Below are 14,921 nucleotides of genomic sequence, written 5' to 3' on the forward strand. Positions count from 1 at the left end.
CCGAAGGCCGAGGGAATCACCCAATATCAGGCGGATCAATCCGCACCCGCACCACCTCCCCACCCCCTCGAGCCATCCGAGCCGCCTGCGCAGCCTTGAGCGCATGGGCAAGCGCCCCTCCGCTCCCCGGCGGCACCCGAATCAACGCCCGCTGCCACTGTTCCCCGGCCGGCGGCCCCCCCACCCGCCGCGGCACCGCCACCGCAACAGGCCCCAACACCTCAGCCTCACGAGGCAGTTCGACGGCACCCAAAAACTCGGCAACAGCCTCCCCCGTCCCCGACACGGCCGCCATCCGCGAAACCGGCGGAAACCCCAACTCAGCCCGCTCGGCAAGCTCCCGCACCGCATGCCCGACGGGATCCCACCGCACCAGCGCCTGCACAGGCCGCAAGGTCGGCTCGGCAACGGCAACAACGGTCCCGCCACTCCCCTGCGGCCGCACAAGCGCCGCCGCCCCGATCCACCGCCGCAACGCATCCTCCCCGGCCCGCAGATCAGGTCGCCCGACCATGGCCCAGCCGTCCAACAACAGAGCCGCCGCATAGCCGCCCTCGGCAACCGGCTCGGCCCCCGGCGTACTCACGACCAGCGCGGGCGTCCCCGGCACGGTGTCCAGCACATGCTCACGCCCCGACGTCCGCACGGGCACCGCTGGAAACGCCCGCCCCAGCTCCTCAGCGGTCCGCCGGGCCCCCACGACCTGCGCCCGCAACCGAAAGGACCCGCACTCCGGACAGTGCCAGGCACCCTCGTCCCGCCCGCACCACCCACACCTCAGAACCCCCGCGTCCTGCCCCTCCAGAGGGCCGGCGCAGTGCCGGCACCGCGCGGGTTCCCGGCACTGGGCACAGGCCATCCGCGGTACGTATCCCCGCCGAGGCACCTGCACCAGCACCGGCCCCTGCCGCAGCCCCTCCCGCACCACCTGCCAGGCGATGGTCGGCAACCGGGCGGCGCGCGCGGCCTCGTCCCGCGCGAGATCCCCGTCCCCCACGGTCCGTACGAGCGGAGCGGCACCGCGCACCTGCTCCCGCCCAGCGACCAACGGCCGGGCCCACCCGCTCTCCACGAGCTGCGCGGCCTCCACCGTGCAGCTCCAGCTCCCCAGCAGGAAGCCGCACTTGTCCTGGGCCGCCCGCAACAACAGCACCTCACGCGCGTGGGGCTGCGGGGCGTGCTGCTCGCTGTGGCTGTCGTCCCCGTCCTCCCAGATGGCGACGAGCCCGAGGTCCTGAACAGGCGCGAACATGGCGGCCCGCGTCCCGACCACTGCGCGCACAGCGCCCCGCCGCACCGCGAGCCACTGCCGATACCGCTTCTCCGGCCCGGCGTCGGCGGTGAGCAGCGCATGCCGCCCCTCCCCCAGCAGCGACGTCAGCGCGGCATCGACGCGCGCCGCGGCCCGCCCGTCCGGCACGACGACGAGCGCACCGCGCCCGGAGGCCAGGGTCGCCGCAACGGCTCGGGCGAGCTCCTGACTCCACTCAGCCCCGGGAAGCGCGTTCCACACGGCACGCGGGGCACCCCCCGAGGCCAGGGCCTCCAGAAACGCCGCCCCCCGCTCATACCGCGCCCAGGACCCCACCTCGGGCGCACCGGGAGCCGGCAACGGCTCGGGCGAGGGCTTCTGCTCGGCACGCGCGTTACGCGGCGGCACAGCCAGCTGAAGCACATCGGCAAGACTCCCGGCATACCGATCGGCAACGGCCCGGGCCAGCCCGAGCAGTTCCTCACTGAGCACAGGCTCGGGCGAAACCACCTGAGCCAACGCCGCAAGCGGCCCGGCATAGTCGGACTCGGCAAGCCTCTCGACAAGGAACCCGTCGATAAGCCCCCCACCCTCACGCCGCCCTTCCCGCACCCGATGGCGCCCAGCCCCGAACCGCACCCGCACCCGCACCCCGGGCTGCGCGTCGGCATCGAGCTCCTCGGGCACGGCATAGTCGAAATACCGGTCAAGATGCAGCACACCCTTGTCGACCAGCACGCGCGCAACAGGCAACTCCTTGGCCAGAGCGGCCCCCCGCCAAGTCCGAGGCTTGGCCCGAGGCCCCTTGGCCTGCCGCACACTCTCCCGAATCAAGGCAAGCTGCTCAGGCGGCACACCCTCCCCGCCCCCGACACCCGCCCCATCCTCGCTGCTCACGCTTGCATTCTTACCAAACCCCACTGACAACCGACGCCGCCCGACCTCTCCGGCGCCGCTGGCCCAACCGCTCCGGCAACGCTCCCAGAAACGCCGAGGCCCGGCATCCCAAGGGACACCGGGCCTCAGCAAGAAGCTTGCCGCAGGGCTTGGTCGTTACAGCCCCGCCGCCTTCCGCAGCGCGTCCACGCGGTCCGTGCGCTCCCACGTGAAGTCGGGAAGCTCGCGGCCGAAGTGGCCGTACGCCGCCGTCTGGGAGTAGATCGGGCGGAGCAGGTCGAGGTCGCGGATGATCGCGGCCGGGCGGAGGTCGAAGACCTCGTCGATCGCCTTCTCGATCTTGTCCGTGTCGATCTCGGCGGTGCCGAAGGTCTCGACGAAGAGACCGACCGGCTCGGCCTTGCCGATGGCGTAGGCGACCTGGACCTCGCAGCGGGAGGCAAGGCCCGCCGCCACGACGTTCTTGGCGACCCAGCGCATCGCGTAGGCGGCCGAGCGGTCGACCTTGGACGGGTCCTTGCCGGAGAAGGCGCCGCCGCCGTGGCGGGCCATGCCGCCGTACGTGTCGATGATGATCTTGCGGCCGGTCAGGCCGGCGTCGCCCATCGGGCCGCCGATCTCGAAGCGGCCGGTGGGGTTGACCAGGAGGCGGTAGCCCTCGGTCTCCAGCTTGATGCCCTCGTCGAGGAGCGCCTTCAGCTCCGGCTCCACGACGAACTCGCGGATGTCGGGGGCCAGCAGGGACTCCAGGTCGATGTCCGAGGCGTGCTGGGAGGAGACCACGACCGTGTCGAGACGGACGGCCTTGTCGCCGTCGTACTCGATGGTGACCTGGGTCTTACCGTCCGGGCGCAGGTAAGGGATCGTGCCGTTCTTGCGGACCTCGGACAGGCGGCTCGCCAGCCGGTGCGCCAGGAAGATGGGCAGCGGCATCAGCGTCGGCGTCTCGTCCGTCGCGTAGCCGAACATCAGGCCCTGGTCGCCGGCGCCCTGCTTGTCCAGCTCGTCCTCGTCGCCCTCGACGCGGGACTCGTAGGCGGTGTCGACACCCTGCGCGATGTCCGGGGACTGCGCACCGATCGACACGGACACGCCGCAGGAGGCGCCGTCGAAGCCCTTCTTCGAGGAGTCGTAGCCGATCTCCAGGATCTTGTTGCGGACCAGCGTCGCGATGTCCGCGTACGTCTTGGTGGTGACCTCGCCGGCCACGTGCACCAGGCCGGTCGTGATCAGCGTCTCGACGGCGACGCGGGACGTCGGGTCCTCGCGCAGAAGCGCGTCGAGAATGGTGTCGCTGATCTGGTCAGCGATCTTGTCGGGGTGACCCTCGGTCACGGACTCCGAGGTGAAGAGACGACGGGACACAACGCTCCCTGGGGTTGCAGCGGCTGCTGGCTGATCATGGGCGGACGGGCTCGGGGGCTGCGCCCGGCATCGTCCGAGATTAGTTTATCGGTCGCGCTCTGCCACGGGTCCCCTGTCTCGCCTCTCGGAAGCGCTGTGACCTGCGGCACGGGCATTCTGCCCAATGTCGAGTGGGCTTGACCAGGGTCGCCACGCCTCAATGTGCGAGGTCCGAGGGAACCGAGAAGCGAATGAAACCTCAGCCGAGGCGTTCCGCGACCAAGTCCCACACAGTTTCGGCCAGGGCTTCCTTGGGACCATACGGTACGGGCGTCTCGCTGCCGTCGGCCCCCAGGACCACCGCTTCGTTCTCCTCGGAGCCGAAGGTCTTGCGCTCCCCGACCTCGTTGACCACCAGCAGGTCGCAGCCCTTGCGCTCCAGCTTCTTGCGGCCGTTGGCGAGGACGTCGTCCGTCTCGGCGGCGAAGCCGACGACCACTTGGCCGGGGCGAGCGCGGTCGGCGGAAATCTCCGCGAGGATGTCCGGATTCCGCACCAGGACGACGGGCTCGGGGTCCTGGCCGTCCCTCTTCTTGATCTTTCCGGCCGCGTACGTCGCCGGGCGGAAGTCGGCGACGGCGGCGGCCATGACGACCGCGTCGGCGTCTGAGGCCGCCTTCAGGACCGCCTCGCGCAGTTGCACGGCCGTACCGACCTGGACGACATCCACCCCGGCCGGGTCCGGCAGACCCGTGTTCGCGGCGATCAGCGTGACGCGGGCGCCCCGCGCAGCAGCCGTGCGGGCAAGAGCGTAGCCCTGCTTGCCCGAGGAACGGTTGCCGAGGAAGCGCACCGGGTCGAGGGGTTCGCGAGTACCACCGGCGCTGACGACGACGTGCCGCCCCTTGAGGTCCGGCTCGGAGACACCCCGGGCCAGCACGCGGCGGCAGACCTCGAAGATCTCGGCGGGCTCCGGCAGCCGGCCCTTGCCCGTGTCGACACCGGTGAGGCGGCCGACGGCCGGCTCGATGACGACGGCGCCCCGGCGGCGCAGCGTCGCCACGTTGTCCTGTGTCGCCGGGTGCTCCCACATCTCCGTGTGCATGGCAGGTGCGAAGACGACCGGACAGCGGGCGGTGAGGAGGGTGTTGGTGAGCAGGTCGTCGGCGAGGCCGTGGGCCGCCTTCGCCAGCGTGTCCGCGGTCGCGGGGGCCACGACGACCAGGTCGGCCGCCTGACCGATCCGGACGTGCGGGACCTCGTGGACGTCGTCCCAGACTTCGGTCGAGACGGGGTGGCCTGAGAGCGCCGACCAGGTGGCCGCGCCGACGAAGTGCAGGGCGGAGTCTGTCGGCACCACACGGACGTCGTGCCCGGACTCGGTCAGTCTGCGCAGCAGCTCGCACGCCTTGTACGCGGCGATCCCACCACTGACCCCCAGAACGACCTTCGGCTTGTCCACCGTTACTCCCCGGCCTCGGCAACCTACGTCCATGACACACCACAGGCCCGACAGTCGCGCTGCCGGGCCTGTGGATAAGCCAACTGCAAACAGAAAATACTACTGAGCCGGACCCTCGACGGCCTCGGACGTCAGCAGACCCGCGTTGATCTCACGCAGGGCGATCGAGAGCGGCTTCTCGTGGACGTGGGTGTCGACGAGCGGACCGACGTACTCAAGGAGGCCCTCGCCGAGCTGCGAGTAGTACGCGTTGATCTGGCGGGCACGCTTGGCCGCGTAGATCACCAGGCTGTACTTCGAGTCGGTGGCTTCGAGGAGCTCGTCGATCGGAGGGTTGATGATGCCCTCGGGCGTGGAGATGGAAGAGGACACGCTCTGCCTTCCGAAAGGTGGGATGGGATCGAAAACGATCACACAACTTCCATCAAGGCTAGCAGCTCGCGCGCTACGTCCTCGACGGAGGTGTTGACCAGGGTCACGTCGAACTCGGGCTCGGCCGCCAGTTCGATCTTGGCCGCGTCCAGGCGGCGCTCGATGACCTCGGGCGGTTCGGTGCCCCGTCCGGTGAGCCTGCGCACCAGCTCCTCCCAGGAGGGAGGAGCCAGGAACACCAGTCGGCCCTCCGACATGGACTCGCGGACCTGCCGGGCGCCCTGGAGGTCGATCTCCAGGAGGACCGGAACTCCGTCCTCCAGGTGCTCCAGCACGGCCGCACGCGGCGTGCCGTACCGGTTGCCGGCGAATTCGGCCCACTCCAGGAGCTCGCCGTTGGCGATCAGCTTGTCCATCTCCTCGTCGGTGACGAAGAAGTAGTGGACTCCGTGCTTCTCGCCGGGGCGGGGCTTGCGGGTCGTCGCCGACACCGAGAGCCAGACCTCGGGGTGTTCCTTGCGCATATGGGCGACGACCGTGCTCTTGCCGACCCCGGAGGGGCCGGAGAGCACGGTCAGCCGCGGACGTTCACTCATGCAGCGATTATTCCAGCAATCCCGGACGCCCCGGGACTCAGGAACCGGTGCTGCCGAACTCGCGCTCCAGGGAGGCGATCTGGTTGGAACCGAGACCACGCACACGGCGGCTCTCGGAGATACCGAGTCGCTCCATGATCTGCTTGGCGCGGACCTTGCCGACGCCAGGCAGCGATTCAAGCAGGGCGGAGACCTTCATCTTGCCGATGACGTCGTTCTCCTGGCCCTGCTTGATGACCTCGTGAAGGGAGGCGCCGGAGTGCTTGAGTCGATTCTTGACCTCGGCCCGCTCCCGGCGAGCCGCGGCGGCCTTTTCGAGCGCGGCTGCGCGCTGTTCAGGGGTAAGGGGCGGAAGAGCCACGCCTACGTCACCTCGGATGTCGAACTGTCGGATACGGACCGGTGAGGAACCTAGTCGCCCCACACCTGGTGAGCCACGAGCAACACGCTTGCCCGTTGACTCTCGTCGGAGACTAGCGGGCAAGTCCGCCAGAGTCAGCGAGAACAGCGGAAAAGTCCTGGTCAGCCTCCCTGGAGACGGACATTTACGACATACTGCCCCGGATTTGAGGATGTATTCAGACTCAAGTCGGCCAGGAAGCGCTCACGAGGCCACTCATCGGAGGTCTCGTGCGAGCTGTACGAACCGGTTCCGCATTCCGGTTCGGGAGGCTTCGGGAGTCTCAGGCGGCGTCCACGGCGGCCCGGATTTCCTCCGCGAAGCGATCCGCGGCCTCGCGCAGGGCGCCGACGTCGGGACCGTGCCGCAGAACTCCCCGGCTGACGTTCGGTACGACATTGCGCACCGCCGCCCCGAAGACCCCGGGGAGATCGGCCGGAGTGGCCCCCTGCGCACCGATGCCGGGCGCGAGGAGGGGACCGTTGATGTCCAGGTCGTAGGACGACAGGTCGCCGAGCGTGGCGCCGACGACCGCCCCGAAGGAACCCAGGGGCTCCTCCCCCGCGTTCTCGACGGCCAGGTGGGCCAGCATGGTCGCTCCGACGTTCCGGCCGTCCGCACGGACCGCGTGCTGGACCTCGCCGCCCTCCGGGTTGGAGGTCAGCGCCAGCACGAACAGGCCGGCGCCGCTCTCGCGCGCCAGCGCCACGGCGGGGCTCAGCGACCCGTAGCCGAGGTACGGCGAGACGGTCAGCGCGTCCGAGAACAGCGGGGAGTCCTTGTGGAGGAAGGACTCCGCGTACGCGGCCATGGTCGAGCCGATGTCGCCGCGCTTGGCGTCCATCACCACCAGGGCACCGGCCGCCCGCGCCTCCTCGACCGACTTCTCCAGGACGGCGACCCCGCGCGAGCCGAACCGCTCGAAGAAGGCGCTCTGCGGCTTCAGGACGGCGACCCGGTCGGCCATCGCCTCGACGACCGTGCGGCTGAAGCGCTCCAGGCCCGCGATGTCGTCGTTCAGGCCCCACTCGGCGAGCAGGGACGCGTGCGGGTCGATGCCGACGCACAGCGGGCCGCGCTCGTCCATGGCACGGCGCAGGCGTGCGCCAAAGGGTTCCAGGCTCATACGGCCTTCCTTGCGTCGGCGCCGACCGCGTCGGCGAGAGTGGCGTACGGGCTGGTGCGCAGGCGGGCGGCGAGGCCCTTGTGGATGGCGCGGGTCCAGAACGGTCCCTCGTAGACGAAGGCGCTGTAGCCCTGGACCAGCGTGGCGCCGGCCAGGATCCGCTGCCAGGCGTCCTCGGCGTTCTCGATGCCGCCCACGCCCACCAGGGTGATGCGATCGCCCACGCGCGCGTAGAGGCGGCGCAGGACCTCCAGGGAGCGTGCTTTCAGCGGGGCGCCGGACAGCCCGCCCGCCTCCTTGACCAATGAGGGTTCGGATTTCAAACCGAGCCCCTCGCGCCCGATGGTCGTGTTGGTGGCGATGATCCCGTCCAGGCCGAGTTCGACGGCGAGGTCGGCTACCGCGTCGACGTCCTCGTCGGCGAGGTCCGGCGCGATCTTCACCAGCAGGGGGACGCGGCGGTCGGTGACGGTGCGGTCGGCGGCCTCGCGGACGGCGCTCAGGAGCGGGCGCAGCGCCTCGGTGGCCTGGAGGTTGCGCAGGCCCGGGGTGTTCGGGGAGGAGACGTTCACGACCAGGTAGTCGGCGTACCGGGCGAGCCGCTCGGTCGACTTCACGTAGTCGCCGACGGCCTCCGACTCCGGTACGACCTTGGTCTTGCCGATGTTGACGCCCACAACGGTCTTGAAGACCGCCTCACGGCCCGCCAGACGGGCCGCCACGGCCGCGGAGCCCTCGTTGTTGAAGCCCATGCGGTTGATCAGCGCCCGGTCCGGCACGAGCCGGAAGAGCCGCTTCTTGGGGTTGCCCGGCTGCGGCTCCCCCGTGACCGTGCCGATCTCGACGTGGTCGAAGCCGAGCATCGACATCCCGTCGATCGCGATCGCGTTCTTGTCGAAGCCGGCGGCGAGCCCGAACGGGCCGTGCATGCGCAGTCCGAACGCCTCGGTGCGCAGCTCTTTGTAGCGGGGCGCGAGCGTGGCCGCGACGAAGGTACGCAGCACGGGGATGCGGACGGCGAGGCGGATCCACCGGAAGGCCAGGTAGTGGGCCTGCTCCGGGTCCATCCGTTTGAAAACCAGACGGAAGAAAAGCTTGTACATGTCTCAGGTGTCCTTCGAAGCCTCGTGAGCCTCATGAAGAGGGGGACACCGTTTCCGGTATCCCCCTCGTCGGCTGCTAGTCGCGGGCCGCGGTCAGATGCTCGGCGTGTTCCTGGAGCGAACGCACGCCCACGTCACCGTGGTTGAGGGCGTCGATGCCCTGGACGGCGGCGGCGAGCGCCTGGACCGTCGTCAGGCAGGGCACGGACCGCGCCACGGCCGCCGTACGGATCTCGTAGCCGTCGAGGCGGCCGCCGGTGCCGTAGGGCGTGTTGACGATGAGGTCGACCTCGCCGTCGTGGATGAGCTGGACGATGGTCTTCTCGCCGTTCGGGCCGGTGCCCTCGGACTGCTTGCGCACGACCGTCGCGTTGAGGCCGTTGCGCTTGAGCACCTCGGCCGTGCCGGACGTGGCGAGCAACTCGAAGCCGTGGGCGACCAGTTCACGCGCCGGGAAGATCATCGAGCGCTTGTCGCGGTTGGCGACCGAGATGAAGGCACGGCCCTTCGTCGGCAGCGGACCGTACGCGCCCGCCTGCGACTTGGCGTACGCGGTTCCGAAGACGGAGTCGATGCCCATGACCTCTCCGGTGGAGCGCATCTCCGGGCCGAGGACCGTGTCGACGCCCCGCCCGTGGATGTCGCGGAAGCGCGACCAGGGCATGACTGCCTCCTTGACGGAGATCGGCGCGTCGAGCGGGAGCTCGCCGCCGTCGCCCTGGGCCGGGAGCAGCCCCTCGGCGCGCAGTTCGGCAACGGTCGCGCCCAGCGAGATCCGGGCGGCGGCCTTGGCCAGCGGCACCGCGGTCGCCTTCGAGGTGAAGGGGACGGTGCGCGAGGCGCGCGGGTTGGCTTCGAGGACGTAGAGGATGTCGCCGGCCATCGCGAACTGGATGTTGATCAGGCCGCGGACACCGACACCGCGAGCGATGGCCTCCGTAGAAGCCCTGAGCCGCTTGATGTCGAAGCCGCCCAGCGTGATCGGCGGGAGCGCGCACGCCGAGTCGCCGGAGTGGATGCCGGCCTCCTCGATGTGCTCCATGACGCCGCCGAGGTAGAGCTCGGTGCCGTCGTACAGCGCGTCGACGTCGATCTCGATCGCGTCGTCGAGGAAACGGTCGACCAGGACCGGCCGCGAGGGGCTGATCTCGGTCGACTCGGCGATGTACGACTCCAGTCGCGTCTCGTCGTAGACGATCTCCATGCCGCGTCCGCCCAGGACGTACGACGGACGGACGAGGACCGGGTAGCCGATCTCGTCGGCGATGGCCTTGGCGCCCGCGAACGTCGTGGCCGTGCCGTGCTTGGGGGCGGGCAGGCCCGCCTCCGCGAGGACGCGGCCGAAGGCGCCGCGGTCCTCGGCGGCGTGGATCGCCTCGGGCGGGGTGCCCACGACCGGTACGCCGTTGTCCTTGAGCGCCTGGGACAGGCCCAGCGGGGTCTGGCCGCCGAGCTGCACGATGACGCCCGCGACCGGGCCGGCCAGCGTCTCCGCGTGGACGATCTCCAGCACGTCCTCCAGCGTCAGCGGCTCGAAGTACAGACGGTCGGAGGTGTCGTAGTCCGTGGAGACGGTCTCGGGGTTGCAGTTGACCATCACGGTCTCGTAGCCCGCGTCGCTGAGCGCGAAGGAGGCGTGGACGCAGGAGTAGTCGAACTCGATGCCCTGGCCGATGCGGTTGGGGCCGGAGCCGAGGATGATGACGGCCGGCTTCTCGCGCGAGGCGACCTCCGTCTCCTCGTCGTAGGAGGAGTAGAAGTACGGCGTCTTGGCCGCGAACTCGGCGGCGCACGTGTCCACCGTCTTGTACACCGGGCGCACGCCCAGCGCGTGCCGCACCTCGCGCACCACGTCCTCGCGCAGCCCGCGGATCTCGGCGATCTGGGCGTCGGAGAAGCCGTGCCGCTTGGCCTCGGCCAGGAGCGAGGGGTCCAGCTTGTCCGCCGCGGCCAGCTCGTCGGCGATCTCCTTGATCAGGAAGAGCTGGTCGACGAACCAGGGGTCGATCTTGGTGGCCTCGAAGACCTCCTCCTGCGTGGCGCCCGCGCGGATGGCCTGCATGACCGTGTTGATACGGCCGTCGGTGGGCCGTACGGCCTGAGCCAGCAGCCCGTCCTTGTCGCCCGGCTCGCCCACGAAGGTGAACTGCGAGCCCTTCTTCTCCAGCGACCGCAGCGCCTTCTGGAGGGCCTCGGTGAAGTTGCGGCCGATGGCCATGGCCTCGCCGACCGACTTCATGGTCGTCGTCAGCGTGGAGTCGGCGGACGGGAACTTCTCGAAGGCGAACCGCGGGGCCTTGACGACCACGTAGTCGAGGGTCGGCTCGAAGGAGGCCGGGGTCTTCTCGGTGATGTCGTTGGGGATCTCGTCGAGCGTGTACCCGACGGCCAGCTTGGCGGCGATCTTGGCGATCGGGAAGCCGGTGGCCTTGGAGGCGAGGGCCGAGGAGCGCGACACGCGCGGGTTCATCTCGATGACGATCACGCGACCGTCCTCGGGGTTCACCGCGAACTGGATGTTGCAGCCGCCCGTGTCGACCCCGACCTCGCGGATCACGGCGATGCCGATGTCCCGCAGGATCTGGTACTCGCGGTCGGTGAGCGTCATCGACGGCGCGACGGTGATCGAGTCACCGGTGTGCACGCCCATCGGGTCGAAGTTCTCGATGGAGCAGACGACCACGACGTTGTCGTGCTTGTCGCGCATCAGCTCCAGCTCGTACTCCTTCCAGCCGAGGATGGACTCCTCAAGGAGCACCTCGGTGGTCGGCGAGAGCGTGAGGCCCTGGCCGGCGATGCGGCGCAGCTCCTCCTCGTCGTGCGCGAAGCCGGAGCCCGCGCCGCCCATGGTGAAGGACGGGCGGACGACGACCGGGTAGCCGCCGAGCGTCTCGACGCCCTGGAGCACGTCGTCCATGGAGTGGCAGATCACCGACCGGGCGGACTCGCCGTGTCCGATCTTGGCGTGGACGGCTTCCACGACGCCCTTGAAGAGGTCGCGGTCCTCGCCCTTGTTGATTGCCTCGACGTTGGCGCCGATCAGCTCGACGCCGTGCTTCTCCAGCACGCCGTTCTCGTGCAGCGAGATCGCCGTGTTGAGCGCCGTCTGGCCGCCCAGCGTCGGCAGCAGCGCGTCGGGCCGCTCCTTCACGATGATCTTCTCGACGAACTCCGGGGTGATCGGCTCGACGTAGGTGGCGTCGGCGATCTCCGGGTCGGTCATGATCGTCGCCGGGTTGGAGTTGACCAGGATGACGCGGAGGCCCTCGGCGCGCAGGACGCGGCACGCCTGCGTGCCGGAGTAGTCGAACTCGGCGGCCTGGCCGATGACGATCGGGCCGGAGCCGATGACCAGGACGGACTGGATATCGGTGCGCTTAGGCACGCTGGCCCTCCATCAAAGATACGAAGCGGTCGAACAGGTAGGCGGCGTCGTGCGGGCCCGCTGCCGCTTCGGGGTGGTACTGGACGCTGAAGGCCGGCCGGTCCAGGAGCTGCAGCCCCTCGACGACCTGGTCGTTCAGGCAGACGTGGGAGACCTCGGCGCGGCCGAACGGCGTGTCGGAGACCTTGTCGAGCGGGGCGTCGACGGCGAAGCCGTGGTTGTGCGCGGTGACCTCGACCTTGCCGGTCGTACGGTCCTGCACCGGCTGGTTGATGCCGCGGTGGCCGTACTTCAGCTTGTAGGTGCCGAAGCCGAGCGCGCGCCCCAGGATCTGGTTGCCGAAGCAGATGCCGAACAGCGGCGTGCCTCGCTCCAGAACGGCCTGCATGACCGCGACCGCGTGGTCGGCGGTGGCCGGGTCGCCCGGCCCGTTGGAGAAGAACACGCCGTCGGGCTCGACGGCGTACACGTCCTCGACGCTCGCCGTGGCCGGCAGCACGTGCACCTCGATGCCGCGCTCGGCCATGCGGTGCGGGGTCATGCCCTTGATGCCGAGGTCGACGGCGGCGACGGTGAACTTCTTCGTCCCGATCGCGGGGACGACGTACGCCTCCTTGGTGGCCACCTCCGCGGAGAGGTCGGCGCCCTGCATCTCGGGCGCCTGGCGCACCTCGGCGAGCATGGTGCCCTCGTCGGGCAGCGCGTTGCCGGAGAAGATGCCGACGCGCATGGCGCCGCGCTCACGCAGATGACGCGTCAACGCGCGCGTGTCGACACCGGAGATCCCGACGACGCCCTGGCCGCGCAGTTCCTCGTCCAGGGAGCGGCGCGAGCGCCAGTTGGAGGGCACGCGGGCGGGGTCCCGTACGACATAGCCCGCGACCCAGATCCGCTGGGACTCGGGGTCCTCGTCGTTGACGCCGGTGTTGCCGACGTGCGGGGCGGTCATCACGACGACCTGGCGGTGGTACGACGGGTCGGTGAGGGTCTCCTGGTAGCCGGTCATGCCGGTGGAGAACACCGCTTCGCCGAAGGTCACCCCCATGGCCCCGTAGGCACGGCCGCGGAAGGTCCGGCCGTCCTCCAGGACGAGTACGGCGGGAACCCTGTCGGCTCCCCGGGTGGAGGTCGTCATCGTGCGCCTTCCGTTTCCGTCTTGTTGATCATGTGGGTCAGGGTCTCGACCCACTCGTTGTGCTCGGCCGCGGTGTCGGAGCGGAACCCGGAGTCGATCAGCCGCTCGCCGTGCGCCCAGGTCACGACCAGTAGGCCGCCCTCGGTCAGCACCTTGCCGGCGATGCCCTTGTCGAGCCGGGCCTCGCGCAGCGCGGCGGCCGGGACGAAGAAGTCGGCAGCTCCGGGGCGTACGACGTCCAGGCCCGCGTCCGTCAGCGTGAGCTCGACCCGGCTGCGGGTGCCCAGGCCGTGCGCCACGATGCGGTCCAGCCACTGCCCGGCGGTGGTGGAGCCGTGGTAGCGGCCGCTCAACCTCAGTTTCACCGGGCCGGGGTCCTCCGGCGCGCTGGGCAGCTCGGGCAGGTCGCCCTGGAGCGTGCCGCGCCACTTCCAGCCCTCGCGCATCAGCCAGTAGACGAGCGCGATGAACAGGGCGAGGCCGACGAGCCAGCCGATACGGGCTGCCCAGTCGGTGACCTCGGCCGATTTCTTCTCTGCGGCCAGCAGGATTACAGGTGTCACGTGAGCTTCCCGTCGACGAGCGTGGCCTTGCCCCGGAGCCAGGTGTGCGTGACACGGCCCGGCAGCTCGCGCCCCTCGTACGGGGTGTTCCGGCTGCGCGAGGCGAAGCCCGCGGGGTCCACGGACCCACGGTATTCCGTGTCGACGAGCACGAGGTTGGCGGGCTCACCAGCCGAGACGGGACGGCCGTGCCCCTTGGCCTGCCCGATCTGCGCGGGCTTGACGGACATGCGGTCGGCGACCCCGGCCCAGTCGAGGAGCCCGGTGTCCACCATCGTCTCCTGGACCACTGACAACGCGGTCTCCAGACCGACCATGCCCATGGCGGCCGCGGCCCACTCGCAGTCCTTGTCCTCGTGCGGGTGCGGGGCGTGGTCGGTGGCGACGATGTCGATCGTGCCGTCGGCGAGCGCCTCACGCAGGGCGAGGACGTCCCGCTCGGTGCGCAGCGGCGGATTGACCTTGAAGACCGGGTTGTACGTCCGCACCAGCTCGTCGGTGAGGAGGAGGTGGTGCGGCGTCACCTCGGCGGTGACGTCGATGCCCCGGGACTTGGCCCAGCGCACGATCTCGACGGACCCGGCGGTCGAGAGGTGGCAGATGTGGACGCGGGACCCGACGTGCTCGGCGAGCAGCACATCGCGCGCGATGACCGACTCCTCGGCGACGGCCGGCCAGCCCCCGAGCCCCAGCTCGGCGGAGACGACGCCCTCGTTCATCTGGGCGCCCTCGGTCAGCCGCGGCTCCTGCGCGTGCTGGGCGACGACTCCGCCGAAGGCCTTCACGTACTCCAGCGCCCGCCGCATGATCACTGCGTCGTCGACGCACTTGCCGTCGTCGGAGAAGACGGTGACACCGGCCGCGGAATCGTGCATGGCACCGAGCTCGGCGAGCTTCCTGCCCTCCAGGCCGACGGTGACGGCGCCGATGGGCTGCACGTCGCAGTAGCCGTGCTCCTGGCCGAGCCGGTAGACCTGCTCGACGACACCTGCGGTGTCGGCGACCGGGAAGGTGTTGGCCATGGCGAACACGGCCGTGTAGCCGCCGGAGGCCGCCGCGCGCGTGCCGGTCAGCACGGTCTCGGAGTCCTCGCGGCCGGGCTCGCGCAGATGGGTGTGCAGGTCGACGAGCCCCGGCAGCAGCACCTTGCCGTCGGCCTCGACGACCTCGGCCCCGTCGGCCGACAGCCCGCTGCCGACGGCCGCGATCTGCTCACCGTCGATCAGGACGTCCTGCACCTCGCCGCCGAGCACCTTCGCACCACGGATCAGGATCTTGCTCATGTG

Annotated in this window: 12 protein-coding genes; all 12 read right to left on the bottom strand. The window is 70.1% G+C overall.

Annotated elements, in window-relative coordinates:
• Positions 1-16: 16 nt before the first annotated feature.
• Positions 17-2,149: a primosomal protein N' gene (locus AC5DRG_RS09830; RefSeq protein WP_491809615.1), complete on the bottom strand. Its 2,133-nt coding sequence runs from the start codon at positions 2,147-2,149 to the stop codon at positions 17-19.
• A 156-nt stretch (positions 2,150-2,305) separates the two neighbouring features.
• On the bottom strand, positions 2,306-3,514 hold the full coding sequence (gene metK / locus AC5DRG_RS09835; protein ID WP_491809616.1) for a methionine adenosyltransferase: 1,209 nt from the start codon (positions 3,512-3,514) through the stop codon (positions 2,306-2,308).
• A 238-nt stretch (positions 3,515-3,752) separates the two neighbouring features.
• Positions 3,753-4,955 (bottom strand): bifunctional phosphopantothenoylcysteine decarboxylase/phosphopantothenate--cysteine ligase CoaBC, encoded by a 1,203-nt coding sequence (gene coaBC / locus AC5DRG_RS09840; protein WP_491809617.1) that lies wholly within the window; start codon positions 4,953-4,955, stop codon positions 3,753-3,755.
• A 99-nt stretch (positions 4,956-5,054) separates the two neighbouring features.
• Entirely contained in the window at positions 5,055-5,327 is a 273-nt protein-coding gene (rpoZ, locus tag AC5DRG_RS09845) for a DNA-directed RNA polymerase subunit omega (protein WP_006382157.1), read from the bottom strand.
• A 38-nt stretch (positions 5,328-5,365) separates the two neighbouring features.
• A complete protein-coding gene (gmk, locus tag AC5DRG_RS09850) occupies positions 5,366-5,923 on the bottom strand; it encodes a guanylate kinase (protein WP_491809618.1) in 558 nt (185 codons plus the stop codon).
• A gap of 37 nt (positions 5,924-5,960) precedes the next feature.
• The gene (locus AC5DRG_RS09855; protein ID WP_003977346.1) at positions 5,961-6,284 is read right to left on the bottom strand and encodes an integration host factor; all 324 of its coding nucleotides are present in this window, start codon (positions 6,282-6,284) and stop codon (positions 5,961-5,963) included.
• Positions 6,285-6,606: 322 nt separating this feature from the next.
• Positions 6,607-7,449 carry an orotidine-5'-phosphate decarboxylase gene (gene pyrF, locus AC5DRG_RS09860; protein WP_491809619.1) on the bottom strand — a complete coding sequence of 281 codons (843 nt, stop codon included), beginning with the start codon at positions 7,447-7,449 and terminating at the stop codon, positions 6,607-6,609.
• Positions 7,446-8,552 carry a quinone-dependent dihydroorotate dehydrogenase gene (locus AC5DRG_RS09865; protein WP_491809620.1) on the bottom strand — a complete coding sequence of 369 codons (1,107 nt, stop codon included), beginning with the start codon at positions 8,550-8,552 and terminating at the stop codon, positions 7,446-7,448. The genes pyrF and AC5DRG_RS09865 overlap by 4 nt, the downstream gene beginning before the upstream one ends.
• Positions 8,553-8,628: 76 nt before the next feature.
• On the bottom strand, positions 8,629-11,937 hold the full coding sequence (gene carB, locus AC5DRG_RS09870; RefSeq protein WP_491809621.1) for a carbamoyl-phosphate synthase large subunit: 3,309 nt from the start codon (positions 11,935-11,937) through the stop codon (positions 8,629-8,631).
• Positions 11,930-13,072, bottom strand: a complete 1,143-nt coding sequence (gene carA, locus AC5DRG_RS09875) for a glutamine-hydrolyzing carbamoyl-phosphate synthase small subunit (protein WP_491809622.1) — start codon at positions 13,070-13,072, stop codon at positions 11,930-11,932. The genes carB and carA overlap by 8 nt, the downstream gene beginning before the upstream one ends.
• Positions 13,069-13,635, bottom strand: coding sequence for a PH-like domain-containing protein (locus AC5DRG_RS09880; RefSeq protein ID WP_491809623.1), 567 nt, complete (start codon positions 13,633-13,635; stop codon positions 13,069-13,071). Before AC5DRG_RS09880 ends, carA begins: the two co-directional genes overlap by 4 nt.
• The gene (locus AC5DRG_RS09885) at positions 13,632-14,918 is read right to left on the bottom strand and encodes a dihydroorotase (RefSeq protein ID WP_491809624.1); all 1,287 of its coding nucleotides are present in this window, start codon (positions 14,916-14,918) and stop codon (positions 13,632-13,634) included. Before AC5DRG_RS09885 ends, AC5DRG_RS09880 begins: the two co-directional genes overlap by 4 nt.
• Between the last annotated feature and the right edge of the window lie 3 nt (positions 14,919-14,921).

The organism is Streptomyces sp. JLBG701, assembly GCF_058544905.1.

What these genes read in the sequence shown, in the direction of transcription:
- gmk (WP_491809618.1), bottom strand. Translation starts at nt 5,923, where the DNA reads ATGAGTGAACGTCCGCGGCTGACCGTGCTCTCCGGCCCCTCCGGGGTC.
- pyrF (WP_491809619.1), bottom strand. Translation starts at nt 7,449, where the DNA reads ATGAGCCTGGAACCCTTTGGCGCACGCCTGCGCCGTGCCATGGACGAG.
- AC5DRG_RS09865 (WP_491809620.1), bottom strand. Translation starts at nt 8,552, where the DNA reads ATGTACAAGCTTTTCTTCCGTCTGGTTTTCAAACGGATGGACCCGGAG.
- carA (WP_491809622.1), bottom strand. Translation starts at nt 13,072, where the DNA reads ATGACGACCTCCACCCGGGGAGCCGACAGGGTTCCCGCCGTACTCGTC.
- AC5DRG_RS09885 (WP_491809624.1), bottom strand. Translation starts at nt 14,918, where the DNA reads ATGAGCAAGATCCTGATCCGTGGTGCGAAGGTGCTCGGCGGCGAGGTG.